The sequence below is a fragment of the Ascidiaceihabitans donghaensis genome, assembly GCF_900302465.1.
Classification (GTDB): domain Bacteria; phylum Pseudomonadota; class Alphaproteobacteria; order Rhodobacterales; family Rhodobacteraceae; genus Ascidiaceihabitans; species Ascidiaceihabitans donghaensis.
Genome location: NZ_OMOR01000001.1, coordinates 806,219 through 821,345 on the forward strand (window position 1 = coordinate 806,219; position 15,127 = coordinate 821,345).

16 protein-coding genes are annotated in these 15,127 nt (G+C 54.0%); 9 read left to right on the top strand and 7 right to left on the bottom strand.

Annotated elements, in window-relative coordinates; translation table 11 throughout:
* Positions 1-57 precede the first annotated feature (57 nt).
* Together ASD8599_RS04020 and ASD8599_RS04025 are read left to right on the top strand one after the other, a co-directional pair.
* The gene (locus ASD8599_RS04020) at positions 58-1,770 is read left to right on the top strand and encodes a tetratricopeptide repeat protein (protein ID WP_108827344.1); all 1,713 of its coding nucleotides are present in this window, start codon (positions 58-60) and stop codon (positions 1,768-1,770) included.
* Positions 1,760-2,557, top strand: coding sequence for a 4-(cytidine 5'-diphospho)-2-C-methyl-D-erythritol kinase (locus ASD8599_RS04025; RefSeq protein WP_108827345.1), 798 nt, complete (start codon positions 1,760-1,762; stop codon positions 2,555-2,557). The genes ASD8599_RS04020 and ASD8599_RS04025 overlap by 11 nt, the downstream gene beginning before the upstream one ends.
* On the opposite strand, the gene ASD8599_RS04030 is transcribed toward ASD8599_RS04025, so the two are convergent.
* Positions 2,550-3,551: a polyprenyl synthetase family protein gene (locus ASD8599_RS04030; protein WP_108827346.1), complete on the bottom strand. Its 1,002-nt coding sequence runs from the start codon at positions 3,549-3,551 to the stop codon at positions 2,550-2,552. The two genes, ASD8599_RS04025 and ASD8599_RS04030, sit on opposite strands and share 8 nt — an antisense overlap.
* Positions 3,552-3,607: 56 nt before the next feature.
* On the opposite strand from ASD8599_RS04030, the gene ASD8599_RS04035 reads away from it, so the two are divergent.
* From ASD8599_RS04035 to ASD8599_RS04045, 3 genes are all read left to right on the top strand, one after another.
* Entirely contained in the window at positions 3,608-3,823 is a 216-nt protein-coding gene (locus ASD8599_RS04035; protein WP_108827347.1) for a putative signal transducing protein, read from the top strand.
* Positions 3,801-4,544, top strand: a complete 744-nt coding sequence (locus ASD8599_RS04040; protein ID WP_108827348.1) for a tRNA1(Val) (adenine(37)-N6)-methyltransferase — start codon at positions 3,801-3,803, stop codon at positions 4,542-4,544. The genes ASD8599_RS04035 and ASD8599_RS04040 overlap by 23 nt, the downstream gene beginning before the upstream one ends.
* 103 nt (positions 4,545-4,647) lie before the next feature.
* The gene (locus ASD8599_RS04045) at positions 4,648-4,812 is read left to right on the top strand and encodes a YdcH family protein (RefSeq protein WP_108827349.1); all 165 of its coding nucleotides are present in this window, start codon (positions 4,648-4,650) and stop codon (positions 4,810-4,812) included.
* A gap of 5 nt (positions 4,813-4,817) precedes the next feature.
* Here the strand turns inward: ASD8599_RS04045 and ASD8599_RS04050 are convergent, their stop codons facing one another.
* The 4 genes from ASD8599_RS04050 to ASD8599_RS04065 form a co-directional block, all read right to left on the bottom strand.
* Entirely contained in the window at positions 4,818-5,762 is a 945-nt protein-coding gene (locus ASD8599_RS04050; protein WP_108827350.1) for a transcriptional regulator GcvA, read from the bottom strand.
* A gap of 324 nt (positions 5,763-6,086) precedes the next feature.
* The gene (phbB, locus tag ASD8599_RS04055) at positions 6,087-6,809 is read right to left on the bottom strand and encodes an acetoacetyl-CoA reductase (RefSeq protein ID WP_108827351.1); all 723 of its coding nucleotides are present in this window, start codon (positions 6,807-6,809) and stop codon (positions 6,087-6,089) included.
* A gap of 158 nt (positions 6,810-6,967) precedes the next feature.
* Positions 6,968-8,143: an acetyl-CoA C-acetyltransferase gene (locus ASD8599_RS04060; RefSeq protein WP_108827352.1), complete on the bottom strand. Its 1,176-nt coding sequence runs from the start codon at positions 8,141-8,143 to the stop codon at positions 6,968-6,970.
* Between the two features lie 188 nt (positions 8,144-8,331).
* Positions 8,332-9,165 (bottom strand): EAL domain-containing protein, encoded by an 834-nt coding sequence (locus tag ASD8599_RS04065; RefSeq protein WP_245925920.1) that lies wholly within the window; start codon positions 9,163-9,165, stop codon positions 8,332-8,334.
* Positions 9,166-9,279: 114 nt separating this feature from the next.
* Here ASD8599_RS04065 and ASD8599_RS04070 point away from each other — a divergent pair, with 114 nt between their 5' ends.
* The 4 genes from ASD8599_RS04070 (at position 9,280) to ASD8599_RS04085 (ending at position 12,501) form a co-directional block, all read left to right on the top strand.
* The gene (locus tag ASD8599_RS04070; protein ID WP_108827353.1) at positions 9,280-9,855 is read left to right on the top strand and encodes a DNA-3-methyladenine glycosylase I; all 576 of its coding nucleotides are present in this window, start codon (positions 9,280-9,282) and stop codon (positions 9,853-9,855) included.
* Positions 9,856-9,997: 142 nt separating this feature from the next.
* On the top strand, positions 9,998-10,618 hold the full coding sequence (gene rpsD / locus ASD8599_RS04075; protein WP_108827354.1) for a 30S ribosomal protein S4: 621 nt from the start codon (positions 9,998-10,000) through the stop codon (positions 10,616-10,618).
* Between the two features lie 182 nt (positions 10,619-10,800).
* Positions 10,801-11,121, top strand: coding sequence for a hypothetical protein (locus tag ASD8599_RS04080; RefSeq protein ID WP_108827355.1), 321 nt, complete (start codon positions 10,801-10,803; stop codon positions 11,119-11,121).
* A gap of 198 nt (positions 11,122-11,319) precedes the next feature.
* On the top strand, positions 11,320-12,501 hold the full coding sequence (locus tag ASD8599_RS04085) for an adenylate/guanylate cyclase domain-containing protein (protein ID WP_108827356.1): 1,182 nt from the start codon (positions 11,320-11,322) through the stop codon (positions 12,499-12,501).
* A gap of 129 nt (positions 12,502-12,630) precedes the next feature.
* Here the strand turns inward: ASD8599_RS04085 and ASD8599_RS04090 are convergent, their stop codons facing one another.
* Positions 12,631-14,289: a flotillin family protein gene (locus tag ASD8599_RS04090; RefSeq protein ID WP_108827357.1), complete on the bottom strand. Its 1,659-nt coding sequence runs from the start codon at positions 14,287-14,289 to the stop codon at positions 12,631-12,633.
* Between the two features lie 84 nt (positions 14,290-14,373).
* Complete coding sequence (locus ASD8599_RS04095) at positions 14,374-15,093, bottom strand: OB-fold-containig protein (protein WP_108827358.1); 720 nt, start codon at positions 15,091-15,093, stop codon at positions 14,374-14,376.
* Between the last annotated feature and the right edge of the window lie 34 nt (positions 15,094-15,127).

A 15,127-nucleotide genomic window follows, 5' to 3' on the forward strand; every position in this document is an offset into this window, starting at 1 on the left:
TGCGCATCTTCGGGAACGTGCTAGCCTGAAGTTAAACCAACAAGAGGTGCCCTGAGCGTGTTACGTTTTCTTCTGTCGTCTGCCCTTGTGGGCGTTTTGTCTTTCTCCAGCTTGGATGTTGCTCAGGCCCAGTCTGCGGCGGGGGCCTATCTGGCGGGGCGTGAGGCCGCTGTGAACAGCGATTTCAAACAGGCGGCTGCGTATTATAGCAAGGCGCTGGCGCGAGATGCTCAGAATGCAGAATTCATGGACGGGGCGGTTGTGTCGCTTTTGTCGCTGGGTCAGTTGGATAGGGCATTGCCGATTGCAAAGCTGATGGAAGATGCAGACATCCGTGCGCAGGCTGCGCATATGGTGGTGATTGCCGATCTGGTCAAACGCGAAGATTTTGCGACTTTGGCAGCCCGTGATGCAGAAACACTTGGAATTGGACCCCTCGTTGACGGATTGTTGGCCGCTTGGACCAAGGTCGGTCTTGGGGATATGCAAGGGGCATTGGTCAGCTTTGATGCATTGATGGATGAACCCAGCTTTGGCGGATTTGCACGCTATCAAAAAGCGATGGCGTTGGCATCGACTGGCGATTTCGCAGCCGCCGAAGCCGTTTACGCGTCGGATGATGCCGGGGCTTTGAATATTATGCGGCGTGGGATTATGGCGCGTGCCGAAATCCTGTCGCAACTGGATCGCAACGAAGATGCATTGCAAAATCTGCGTCTGGCCTTCGGGGCGGCCTCTGATCCGGAACTGGCGCGTTTGGTCGAAGGGCTTGAAGCGGGCAAGACGATGCCGTTCACCCATGTGACGTCGGCCCGCGATGGCCATGCCGAAGTGTTCCACACCTTGGCAGATGTGCTGCGCGGTGAAGCAGGGGCAAATTACACGCTGCTTTATGCGCGTCTGGCACAGTATATTCGCCCTGACCATATCGACAGCGCTTTGTTGAATGCTTCGCTTTTGGAGGAATTGGGACAGTTCGATCTGGCAATCGCAGCTTACGAATCTGTCCCTGACGGGCATGCGGCCACCCACGCGGCGCAGTTGGGACGCGCCGCTGCCCTGCGCCGCAGTGGCAAGCCCGATGCCGCAATTGAGGCACTGCAGCAAATGTCGCGGCGCTTTCCTGATATGGCGCCTGTGTTTTCGACTTTGGGCGATGTCTACCGGCAACAAGAACGCTATAGCGATGCCGTGGGTGCCTATGACCGGACATTAGAACTGATGGAACCCGACGCGCGAGGGCGTTGGTTTTCTCACTACGCCCGTGCCATCGCCCATGAGCGTTTGGACAATTGGGACATGGCAGAAGCGGACTTTCGACAAGCTTTGGCATTGAACCCTGATCAGCCACAGGTGTTGAATTACCTAGGCTATTCGATGGTCGAGAAACAGATTAATCTTGATGAAGCCCTTGGAATGATTGAAAAAGCCGTCGCAAAAGAACCGGACAGCGGCTACATTGTCGACAGTTTGGGATGGGTTTTGTACCGGCTTGGCCGTTACGGCGAAGCGGTGGCCCATATGGAACGTGCCGTGGAATTGATGCCTGTTGACCCAGTTGTGAATGACCACTTGGGCGATGTGTATTGGGCTGTTGGCCGCACCCGCGAAGCTGAATTCCAATGGAGCCGCGCTTTGTCTTTTGCTGAATACGGCACGGCCAGTGAAGATGTGAAACCGGACCGCATTCGGCGCAAGCTTGAGGTTGGTTTGGATGTGGTGCTGGAGGAAGAAGGCGCCGATCCCCTGAAGGTTGCCGATGACAACTGAGTGCTTCGCACCCGCTAAAATCAACCTGACACTACATGTCACAGGGCAGCGGGCAGATGGGTATCATTTGCTCGATTCTCTGGTTGTGTTTGCCGATGTGGGTGATGCGATAACCTTCACCCCAGCGCCTGAAATGTCCCTGACGGTGGATGGCCCTTTTTCTACAGGTGTGCCGTGCGACGGGCGCAACCTGCTTTGGAAAGCCGCGGAATTGGCAGGTGTGACGGGTCATTTGACATTACAAAAGAACCTTCCGCATGGGGCCGGAATTGGCGGTGGTTCGTCCGACGCGGGTGCTTTGCTGCGTGCGTTGGGCTGCGACAACGCCGGCTTGGCGCTGGGCGCTGATGTGCCGGTGTGTTCATATGGCAGGGCGGCGCGGATGCAGGGCATAGGTGACATGGTGCACCCTGTCGCCAACGTGCCCCCGCTTTTTGCGGTATTGGTGAATTCGGGGGCCTATGTGCCGACCCCGCAGGTCTTTCAGGCTTTGGCGCAAAAAGACAATTCAGGTCAGGAAGACATGCCACAGCATGGCGTGGATTTTACACAGTGGTTGCACCGGCAGCGCAACGATCTTCAAGCCGCTGCCATCACAATAGCCCCTGAGATTGGCTCAGTTCTTGCGGCGCTAGCGGCCTGCGATGGTCAAAATCTGGTGCGGATGTCTGGGTCCGGGGCGACGTGCTTTGCATTGTTTGATACAGCGCCCAAAGCCCAAGCTGCAGCCCATACACTTGCAACGGCAAATCCCGATTGGTGGGTTAAACCTTGCGTGCTTAGTTGACGCGATCCACCACGTAATCCGCCAGATCAATCAGCATTTGCTTTACAGGGTGGTCTGGCAATCCGTCCAAAGCCGCCTTGCCTTTTTCAGCCCAAGCCAAAGCATCGTCGCGCGTTGCGGCCAGTGTGCCATGCGTGTTCAACAGGGTCAGGGCGTGATCAAGATCACCGTCCTCTTGCACACCTTTTTCGATAGTGCGTTGCCAGAAGGCGCGTTCTTCTGCGTCGGCCAAGGCGATTGCTTTGATAACGGGTAACGTCAATTTGCGTTCGCGAAAGTCGTCGCCGATGTTTTTGCCTGTGGCAGCCGCTTGGCCTTGATAATCCAGCAAATCATCCACGATCTGGAAGGACACGCCAAGGGCATCTCCGTAGTCATACAAAGCCTGTACCGTCGCGTCGTCGGCCCCGGCAATCACCCCCCCAACTTCGGTGGCCGCAGAAAACAAAGCTGCTGTCTTGCCGCGCACAACCTGCAAGTAAATGGCTTCGGTTGTGGCCAGATCTTGCGCGGCGGTCAGTTGCAGTACTTCTCCTTCCGCAATGGTGGCGGATGCGTTGGCCAAAATGTCCAATACTCGTAGTGATCCGGTTTCGACCATCAACTGGAAGGACCGTGAAAACAGATAATCCCCGACCAAAACAGATGATTTGTTGTCCCAAAGCAGGTTGGCAGTCGGGCGTCCACGGCGTTGGCCGCTTTCATCTACAACATCATCATGCAGCAAAGTGGCAGTGTGAATGAACTCAACCGTCGCTGCCAAGTGCACGTGGAACGGACCGTCGTAGCCACACATATGCGCCGCGGCCAAAGTCATCATGGGGCGCAAACGCTTGCCGCCCGCTTCCACCAGATGGGCGGTGACTTCTGGAATGCGTGGGGCGTGTTCGGATGCCATCCGGTCGCGGATCAAAGCGTTCACAGCGACCATGTCATCAGACAAAAATGCGGCCAACTGGTCGTGTGGTTTCTGGATTTCCAAGGCACTGTCCATGATGTTTCCCCAAGGTCTCTCGACTGTTGCGTGCCTTGGGCGTAAACCCTTGGCGTATGAAGGAACTTTTGCGCACAACCGACCCGACGATCATTGCATTCGCGACAGCCCTCCTGTCAGGCGAGGATATAGATTGTTTTCAAATGGACGTAAATATGAGCGTGCTCGAAGGTGGCATTGGAATCTTCCCCCGTAGACTGATGGTACGGGACGGAGATCATGATGCCGCGGTGCGGGTGATGCGTGATAATGAAATTGACCTTGGAAAATGACCTGACATATGACGCGTTTCTGGGTGGAAAACTGCATCTGTGGCAGCCACGGCGGGGATATCGGGCAGGTGTAGACCCTGTTTTGTTGGCTGCCAGCGTCGAGGCGAAGCCAGGGCAAACAGCTTTGGATCTAGGCTGCGGCGTTGGGGCTGCGGCACTTTGCCTTAAGGCGCGTTTGCCGGATGTGGACGTGTTTGGGGTGGAACGTCAGGCATTTTACGCAGATTTGGCGCAACGCAACGGTTTGAACGTCTTGCAAGCAGATCTTGCTGCGCTGCCTGCTGATGTGCGGCAGCGACAGTTTGATCATGTTCTGGCCAACCCCCCGTATTTTGATCGCTCTGCCAGTGTCGCGGCCAGCGATGTGGGGCGCGAAACAGCAATGGGTGAAGCGACACCTTTGCAAAAGTGGGTTGAGGTTGCGGCCAAGCGATTGAAACCAAAAGGATATGTGCATTTCATTCATCGTGCAGAGCGGTTGCCGGACCTTTTGGCCGCGTTGCCATCATCCATGGGGTCCACGCAGGTTTTGCCGATTGCGCCGCGCACCGGACGCCGCGCCGAATTGGTGATTTTGCGTGCACGAAAGGAAGGTCGCGCTGCATTTGAACTATTTTATCCGCGCATTTTGCACTGCGGCGAAAAGCACGAAAAAGACGGTGAAAGCTACACCGCTGAAATCAAAGCAGTTTTGCGTGACGGGGCCGCGCTCAAGTTTTAATCATTCATTAAGAGGTTCTCTGCCTACAATGCGGGTGCGGCGTGACAGATCATGTAATCCATGATTCAATCATCCTCGCAACTTGATCAATCAGGAGGACTAAATGAGCTTGAATGCACATCTTGAGACACTGAAAAAGAAGCACACTTCCCTCAGCGAAGCTGTCGAACAAGCGCAACGTGCGCCGGGCGCGGATGCGATGGAAGTGGCCGCGATGAAGAAGCAAAAGCTACGACTTAAAGAACAAATCACACGACTGTCTGATTAGACAGGCTAGGATTTTCGGTCCGTTACCGGAATAATATCCAAAGATGCTGTGATGTTGGCGGTTTTGTCGATTTCTGCCAACATCCATTCCCGCAAGGCTTTCACTTGGGGGCGGTTTTCAGTTCCTTGTGGGCACAAAAACCGGAAACGTGCGCCCGTTCCAAGCGCCGTTGTGAACGGTAGGACAAAACGACCGTCAGCGATGTCCTTGACCACCAACGCTCTTCGACCCAACACGACACCTACACCAGCCAATGCAGCGTCCACGGCATGGTCGGCTTGTGAAAACTGCGGCCCATGTAGATCATGGAATGAAACGCCCATCGCATTGAACCACGCGGGCCAATCGCATTTTGGGTTCAAAAAATCGATACTGTGATCCACGATCAGCGGTGCATCAACCAGACTTTCGGGGGTTGGGTATTTTTCCGCCAGATCCGAGGTCATGACTGGAGCCACCCATTCTTCTGCCAAAGGTAAAGAAAACAGGCTTTCGTCCGGGCCATATCCAAACCGGATTGCCACATCAATTGCATCTCGCCCAAAATCCATCATGCGCAACGACGCCGAAAAGCGAAGCTCAATTTCGGGGTGGGCTTGGGCAAATTCATACAATCGCGGGGCCAACCATTTTGCCGTGAAGGCTGGTCCGGCTGTCACGGTGAGTGTCTGGGTGTCTTGTAAACGAACAGCCGCCCGCCAAGCTGCGGCCAGTGTTTGGAACCCGTCTTTCGCACCGGGCGCCAAGGCGGTCCCGGCCTCTGTCAACTCGACTGCCCGATTCAGGCGACGAAACAATGGAGCACCAAGGTAGTCTTCAATAGATTTGATCTGATAGCTAAGTGCAGCCGGGGTCACGTGCAACTCATCTGCAGCTTTTGCAAAGGACATATGGCGTGCGGCGGCATCAAAAGCACGCAAAGCGGTTAGCGGAGGCAGGCGATCAGGCATATTCAGTTCAGTATACCTTAACTGAAGCGTTGAAAAGTCTCGTTTGTCGTAACCACGAGAGTTGCCCATATTAGGAACAAGTCAAAAATGCCAAAGCGAAGGAAAACCCAATGTTTGAAGTAGCAACAAGCCCCGCCATGCGTCGTGCCATCAAAATCGCCCATGAAGAACGCGCCGAAACGGTTGCCCAAGCTTGGGGCTGGCTGTTTGGTAAAAAATCTTCCCGCTGATCACCGAACCAATCTGGTTACGATGATCTTACGGGACGACAAAGGGCCGGTTCATTTAACATGAACCGGCCCTTTTTCTATTTTTTAGAAACTTTTAGACGAAGAATTGTGCACCATTTGCAGAGATCGTCGATCCGTTGATGAACCCGGAATCGTCTGATGCAAGGAACACAACGCAGCGCGCGATTTCTTCTGGTTCGCCCAAACGCCCAGCCGGGATTTGCGCAATGATACTGTCGCGCACTTTTTCAGGAACGGCCATGACCATGTCAGTACCTATATAGCCGGGGCAGATGGCGTTGGCGGTGATGCCTGCGCGTGCACCTTCTTGGGCCAGGGATTTCACAATGCCCAAATCGCCCGCTTTCGTGGCCGCGTAGTTCACTTGCGCGAATTGCCCCTTCTGGCCGTTGATCGAAGAGATGACGATAACGCGACCAAACTTGCGTTCGCGCATGCCGTTCCAGACGGGATGCACTGTGTTGAACACACCTGTCAGGTTCGTATCGACAACTTGATGCCACTGCTCAGGTGTCATTTTGTGAAACGGAGCGTCGCGGGTGATACCAGCGTTGGCCACAACGACGTCAACAGGCCCAAGGTCGGCTTCGACTTGCGCGATTCCGGCGGTAGATTCGTCGTAGTCAGCAACGTTCCATTTGTAGGTTTTGATGCCGGTTTCTTCTGTGAATTTGGCCGCGGCTTCATCGTTGCCTGCGTAGGTGGCAGCAACGGCGTAACCTGCGTCTTTCAACGCTTGAGAGATAGCGGCGCCGATTCCTCGGGAACCGCCAGTGACGAGAGCAACGCGTGACATTTTGGAACACTCCTGATTTTTGTCTTCGAAAGGTTATTATAAATTTTATTTTCACGGCGCAACAATATTACGCTGCGGATGCGAAATAGTTGCGGTCAGATTTTACAAACTAAGAAGGCGGCACCAACTGGCACCGCCTTTGTTCAGGTTAAGCTGCCTTATGGGCGCTCAAGACACATCGCGACGCCCATGCCGCCACCGATGCACAGTGTTGCCAGACCTTTTTTCGCGCCGCGTCGCTTCATTTCAAACAGCAATGTGTTCAATACGCGTGCACCGGATGCCCCAATCGGGTGACCGATCGCGATGGCGCCGCCATTTACGTTCACGATTGCCGGATCCCAGCCCATGTCCTTGTTCACGGCGCATGCCTGTGCAGCAAACGCTTCGTTTGCTTCAACCAAGTCGAGGTCTTCAGCTTTCCAGCCGGCTTTTTCCAAGGCTTTGCGGCTGGCATAGATCGGACCAACCCCCATGATGGATGGGTCAAGGCCTGCGGTTGCGTAAGATGCGATACGCGCCAGTGGCTCAATGCCGCGTTTTTCGGCCTCATCGGCGCTCATCAGCAGTGCGCCGGCGGCACCGTCGTTCAGGCCGGATGCGTTTGCAGCGGTAACTGAGCCGTCTTTTGTAAAGGCCGGGCGCAGCTTTTGCATGGCTTCCATTGTCGCGCCGTGACGAATGTATTCGTCTTGATCGACAATGATGTCGCCCTTGCGTGTTTTCACAGTAAAGGCTGCAATCTCATCTGCGAATTTACCGGCTTTTTGCGCGGCTTCAGCTTTGTTTTGCGATGCGACGGCGAACTCATCCTGCATGTCGCGGCTGATCTGCCACTGTTCTGCAACGTTTTCAGCTGTTTGACCCATATGGTAACCGTTGAATGCATCCCAAAGACCGTCACGGATCATTGTGTCGATGTATTTCATGTCGCCCATTTTGTGACCGGCACGCAGATGTGCGGCATGTGGGCTAAGGGTCATGTTTTCCTGACCGCCTGCGGCGACAATGTTGGCGTCGCCCAATTGAATGTGCTGTGCTGCCAATGCAACGGCGCGCAGACCTGATCCACAAACCTGATTGATTGACCAAGCAGCACTTTCTTGTGCAAGCCCTGCATTTATGTGCGCTTGACGCGCAGGGTTTTGTCCTTGCGCAGCGGTCAGGACCTGACCCAAAATCGTTTCCGATACCTCAGATTTGTCGATACCTGCGCGTGCCACGATCGCCTCGAGCATAGCGGACCCCAAATCGTGGGCAGGGGTGTTGGCAAAAGAGCCGCCGAAGCTGCCCACCGCAGTACGGGCTGCGGATGCGATGACGATGTTGGTCATGGTAGTTGTGTCCTCTTACGAAAATGCCAGAGGTCTAAGGTAGCCATCAGCTTTGCCCCTGTGCGTTCCACATGTAGCGGATTCGCCGCATTGCGGCAACGCGACAGAACTGCGCATTCGATCAAAGCTAGGGGGATGGCTCTGCTGTTACCCTCAAAGACGTGCTCATTTTTGGGGCAGCAGGCGTTTTAGGCGCGTTGCACTTCGGGCTGCATCCAATCCGGGCGCGTGGTGGGTGCAGAAAACAGAAACCCTTGTAAACAATCGACTCCCAAGGCCACTAAAGTGTCCATGTCCGCTTTGGTTTCGACGAATTCTGCCACCGTCAACATATCAAAATGACGGGCGATATCGATCATTGCGCGGGTCAGCGCCTGATTGTCGGCATCATCAGCGATGCCCTGAATGAACTGGCCGTCAATTTTGAGCACATCAAAGTAAAAGTCTTTGAAATAGCGTAAAGCGGTATGGCCCGCCCCGAAATCATCCAAAGCAAAGCTGATGCCAAGTGCTTGCAGATCATCCATGAACCGAACGACGATGTCAGGCATGTCCATTGCGGAACTTTCTGTGATTTCCAAAATCAACCGTTCTGCAATGGTTTTGTCTTTTGCCATCCAGCGTTTGAAATTTTGCATCCAGCGACCATAGCCAATGGAGCGTGCGGACATGTTGATTGATAACCTCAAGGCCGGGTTTTCATGTAACGCCCGTAGTCCCATATTCAGTGACAAGGCATCAATGTGGCGTCCCAGTTCCGTGTCTTCGATCACGTCCATGAAATCTTTTGCAGGTATGATGCGCCCAGTTTCGTCCATCACCCGAATGAGCGCCTCATAAAAGCCCACGCGCGTCGGGTCGCTGGCCATCATGACCGGTTGATAGGCCAACAGTGTTTGCTTGTGGGTTATAGCCGACGCGACCATGTCTAATGTCGCGCGATCGCGGCTGTTGACCGCAAAGTTCAGCGGATTGTCTTCGCCTGACAGCGGTGCATTGGCATTGCCCTGAAAACGGTTCACTGGTTTCGTGTCCCCATTTGTTGTGTTGCCTGACCATGTGCTTTGAACGCATAATAAGGTCTTAATATTCACCCTGTGTTCTTCCTCAAAGAAGTATCAAATAGGAACTAAATTATGAGTAATCGGTGCACTTGGGCGGGTCCGGAACAGATATATCTGGATTATCACGACACCGATTGGGGTGTTCCGGAATACAACAGTCGTGCGTTGTGGGAAAAGCTGATCCTTGACGGATTTCAAGCCGGGCTCAGTTGGCTCACGATCCTTAAAAAGCGAGATAACTTTCGCAGGGCCTTTGCAGGTTTTGACCCCAACATTATTGCCGCGTGGGGCGAAGATGATGTGCAGCGGTTGCTACAAGACAAGGGAATCATTCGCCACCGCGGCAAGATTGAGGCGACGATCACCAATGCCCGTGTCTGGCAAAAGATCGAACAACGGGTCGGCTTTGACACCTATTTATGGAACTATGTCGGCGGCACCCCCCAACTTAACCATTGGAAAGCGCAGGAAGATGTCCCGACGTTCTCGGAGCTGTCCACCCAGATTTCAAAGGATCTGAAGAAAGAAGGCTTCAAGTTTTGTGGCCCCACAATCGTCTATGCGTTTATGGAAGCGACGGGGCTTATCAATAACCATTTGGTGACATGTCCAAGACACGCGGACGTGCAGCGCCTGGTGCGTGATTAATGCGTTGACTCCGGTCAGCACCTCTTTATAAGCCGCTCATTCATTGGTGTTGGTGGCCCCCGCAAGGGGATGCCTGTCGGGGTTCGCCCAAAGGACAACGCCCTTCATAGCCTGCAAAGGCACCCTAAGAAGGAGAACAGTCGTGACCAAACGTACGTCTGCCAAGCACAAAATTGACCGCCGCATGGGCGAAAACATCTGGGGCCGTCCAAAATCCCCAGTGAACCGCCGTGAATATGGCCCCGGCCAGCACGGTCAGCGCCGTAAAGGCAAGTTGTCCGACTTCGGTATCCAGCTGCGCGCCAAACAGAAGCTGAAAGGCTACTACGGCGACCTGACCGAAAAGCAATTCCGCCGCATCTACGCCGAAGCTGAGCGTGTGGGTGGCGATACAGGTGAAAACTTGGTTGGTCTGCTTGAGCGCCGCCTTGACGCTGTTGTGTACCGCGCGAAATTCGTAGCGACAGTATTTGCCGCACGCCAATTCGTGAACCACGGCCACGTTAAAGTGAACGGCAAGAAGGTTAACATCCCGTCTTACCGCGTCAAAGAAGGCGACGTGATCGAAGTGCGTGACCGTTCCAAGCAATTGGCGGTTCTGCTGGAAGCGACACAATTGGCCGAGCGCGACGTTCCGGATTACATGGAAGTCGACCACTCCAAAATGACAGCGACATTCGTGCGCACACCTGCGTTGGGCGATGTGCCTTACCCAGTTATGATGGAACCCAACCTTGTTGTTGAATTCTACGCGAAAAACTAAGGTCTAAGGCCCGCGTTTTTCAGTACCCAGGAATTTGGAAAAGCCGTTCTGAAAAGGGCGGCTTTTTCGTTTTCGGCATGCTGTGTAGGTGAAAAAATCTTGATAAATGAATTCTTTGCTGAGACTCTGGTAAGCCTTTCGCGTTAAGACCCTTCTACAAATCAATTGGAGATTGAGTAAGAATGAAGAAGATGAGTTTTGCGGCCGTTGCAATGGCCATGGTACTGTCAGCCTGCGTATCGCCAGAAGTTGTACAGACGACTTCTGTGAATGACGAAAGCCTGACCTGTGAACAGATCAAGGTCCAATTGACACAACTTGAAGAAATCCGCACGGAAGCCGCCAAAGGCAAAACGGCGTCAGGCAAAAACGTCGCGGCTGCTATTCTGTTTTGGCCTGCGGTTATCGGCAACTATTCCAACGCACAGCAAGCGCTGGAAGCGGCCAACAAACGCAACGAAGTCTTGGTTGCTCTGGCCAACAAAAAACGCTGCAAGTTCTAAGCGATTTAAGACAACTATGCAGAACAAGCCGCCCCAATCAGGGCGGCTTTTTTGTGTCTTAAAGCCGTTTAAGGCGACCACCACCCAAATCGTAACAGCTTTCAAACCACTCGATTTTTTTTGATAAATCGATAAGGTCAGTTTTGGTACGACGTTATTTTTCTGAAGATTTCTGCGGGTTAAGACAGGTTTGATCACATGGAAGCAATCGACGAACTTTCCCATTGGCTGATCACTGAAGGTCGGCTTTCGGACGATCCTGACAAAATTGTTTCGCATTTCTGCGATGGATTGATTGCCGCGGGTGTGCCGCTTTGGCGGGTCAATATCGGCCAACGGTATGCCAACCCGCTGTTGATTGCGTGGGGTGTGGTGTGGACCCCCGAAGCGACCGAAAGCTACGATGTAACGCACGCGCGGATGCTGACCGACGGCTACATTGGAAGTTCGTTTGAATACATCAATGATAACCGAAAACCGCTTCATAAAAGTCTGCGCAATCTCGATCCTGCAACGGACCACAGTTCATACATCGAATACGCAGAACAGGGTGGTACCGATTACTATGCGACCTTGCTGTTTTACGGCGATGGATCAATGCACGGCTGTACTTTTGCGACACAAGCCGAAGACGGGTTCACGCCGGAACACTTGACCCAAATCGAAAGGGTCTTGCCAGCGCTGTCTTGCGCCATGGAGCCGATCACCATGCGCAGATCGACGCAAAGCCTGCTGCGCACCTATCTTGGCCGCGGACCATCCGAAGCGGTCTGGAATGGAACCATTATCCGGGGTGAGCGCACAACTTTGGAGGCGGTGGTCATGTTCACTGACTTGCGTGGGTTCACAGCTTTGTCCGACAGCGCCACCGAAGCAGATCTGTTCGACGCGCTCAACGGTTATTTTGATGCTGTTGTGCAGTCTGTTGAAGAGCTGAAAGGGGATGTGCTGAAATTCATGGGAGATGGAATTTTGTCTGTTTTCACGATTTCAAAGCCTGAGGAGCGTGACTTTCAATGCCAGCAGGCAGTTCGGGCGGCACAGCGGGCGTTGGCAGGTTTGGCAGAGCTGAACAAGACACGGGAGACAATGCACAAACCCGCCCTTGAAATCGGTATTGGGTTGAACTCTGGGCAGGTAAGTTACGGCAACATTGGCAGCCCGGCGCGGCTGGATTTTACAGTGCTTGGCGGTGCGGTGAATGTCGCCAGCCGTATCGAAGGGCTGACCAAAACCACAGGGCATCCCGTGCTGGCAACCAAAGCGGTTGCGCAAACCTGCCCCGGGATTTTTGCGACCTGCGGCTTGCAAGACGTGCGGGGACTTAAGGACCCGATTGAACTTTTCTATCTTTCCGACTTCGCCGAAACGTCAGAATAGCGGCGAACAGCTGCAAGGCGTTTGGCACTGTGAAATGCAAAAAGGGCCGCAGCAATGTAAATAACTGCGGCCCTTATTCAATTTTTCCGGGTGTCAGAGGACACCGTCACACAACCGGTTGTAATGCGGCTAGTTTACAGGCTTTGCATCTTCGGATGCTTCGTCTGTGTCACTGTCTTCAATAAGCTTTGGCGCCGCGTCATCCGCGCCCATCGCTTTGGAGGTCAAACCGGCCAGACCGTTTTCCATGGACAGGCCCAACTCATCGCCCAGCTTCTTCAAGGCAGGCATTTGAACGGCCATTCCCATAATGGAATCAAGCGCTTGATTGACGACAGGTTTGTCGCCGGATGTGCCGCCAGCAGATGCGCCCAAGGCGCCACCCATGCCACCGATCTGGTGGATTTTGATGCTGTCGATTTTCTCGGCGGGTTTGACCATTTCGGCCACGATGCCGGGCATCGCTTCGAGGCGGGCCAGATCGACCTTCATCGCGATGAGCTCCTCGGACAGAGTGTTCTCTGCGTTGGTGATCGCCTGACGGCCTTCGGCTTCGGCCAGCAGATCGTCTTTTTTCGCTTTGGCTTTGATCGTGATTGCATCCGCTTCGGCTTGGGCTTGTTCGCGCACCGCGTCTGCACGGTCTTGGGCCGCGTCCTTTTGGGCTGTTGCAGCAAGGCGGATTTTGGTTGCCTCGCGTTCGGCTTCGCGGGCCGCTTCAATCAACGCAATCTGCTTAACACGTTCGGCTTCAGCCACTTGGCGGGCCGTGATTACGGCCTCTTGTGCCTTGGTGGATTCTGCGCGGGCCAGATCGGCAGAGGCACGTGCGCGGCTTTCTTCTTCGGATTTTTGGTTGATGATAATCTGGCGTTCTTGTTCGGCCACTTCCAAATCACGGTCTTTGGCAATTTCAGCCGAGCGAATACCTTCCTCGCGTACAATCCGCGCCCGTTCTTTTTCTTGCTCGGCTTGTTCCTGACGCTGGCGGATCTCAGAATCCTGAGCTGCACGCAAGGTTTCAACTTCTTGGATTTGTGCGATTTGTGCTGCTTGTTCGTCACGCTCAATGTTCAGCTTTTCGCGTTCACCTTCCATAGCGGCACGGCGCACAGACACTTCCGCATCCGCGTCAATCTGGGCGCGTTCCTTTTTGGACGTCGCAATGACTTCGGCCAGTTTGCGCATACCGACAGCGTTAAAGGCGTTGTTTTCGTCCAGATCGTCAAAGGGGGTCTGGTCCAAGGCGGTCAGCGACACAGATTCCAATTCCAGACCGTTTTTCATCAAGTCCTCAGACACCGCGTTCTGCACGTCTTGCACGAATTCGGCGCGATTTTCGTGTAGCTCGTCCATGGTCATTTGCGCGGCCACAGCCCGTAAACCGTCAACCAGTTTGCCTTCGATCATTTCACGCAGTTGATCGACATAGAAGGTCCGATCCCCCAGTGTTTGTGCTGCGCGCGAGATACCTTCGATCGACGCATTGACCGACACGTAGAATTCCACACCCACGTCGACCCGCATCCGGTCTTTAGTGATCAAAGCGGCTTCTTTGTTGCGCTGTACCTCAAGACGCAGGGTCTTCATGTTCACAGGGCTGATTTCATGCAGCAATGGAATGACGATCGTACCGCCATCCATGATGACTTTCTTGCCGCCTTGTCCTGTTTTGACCAGTGACACTTCGCGTGTTGCACGTCGGTACAGCCGTGCCATAATCAGACCGATAAGGACAAGAAATACCAGAATACTGGCAACGACGACGATGATAAGTTGGAACTGCATAAGCTCTCCCTCTGTTTCAATTGTTAATTTTATTCTGTGCGGCAGGCGTGCCATCAGGTGGCCTGCCGGTTGGTGCCCATTGTACTATGTTAAGGGCACAAGGCGGTAGCCGTCATCGCGGGACTGGCGCATGACCAGCACTTCGGTGCCTTGCGTGATAGTCGCATCATCACGCAAAGGTTCGGCGCGCAAATAGTGTGCGTTGCCATGTCCGTCCATCACGCGCACTTCGGCGGGTTTGCCGCGGGCTGCCGTGCCTTGACTTACGATGCCACGACGGCGTCCCAGATGGCGGTTTGATACAGCAGAGCTTTCGCTTTTCGGGATCAGCCGCGCGAAGACTTTTGCAAAGTTCTTGGCAAACCAGACGCCGGCAGCCGCTGCGGGAATGGCAACAGCCCATGGCGTCAGCAAGGTTCCGATGATGCTGTCGGCGAAGGTTTGGATGACCAACCCTGTCAGTCCGAAGGCCAACAAAGCGGCCGAAACCCATATAAGCGTTGGCACTTTGCTGATGCCAAGCCAGTCGGTAGATGCAGCGGCGTCGGCGCCGCTGTCATTGGCTACATCAAGTTCGGCTTCCCAATTGCTGAAGTCGGAGGCGCTGAATTCGGCGTCCAAGTCGATATCGGGACTTATGTCGAAGTCCACATCCAGATCGATATCCAGGTCCGCATCCGTGTCTAACCCCAGCAATGATCCGCCAAACAGCACGGCCATCAACTCAAGCGCCAAAAGCCCGAACAGCAATGCTAAAGCGACTGTAAACGGCAGCAGGGCGGGATCTAGCAGTAATGTGGCCATCTGGGTCCTTTGGTAAATTGTATACGACGGTATA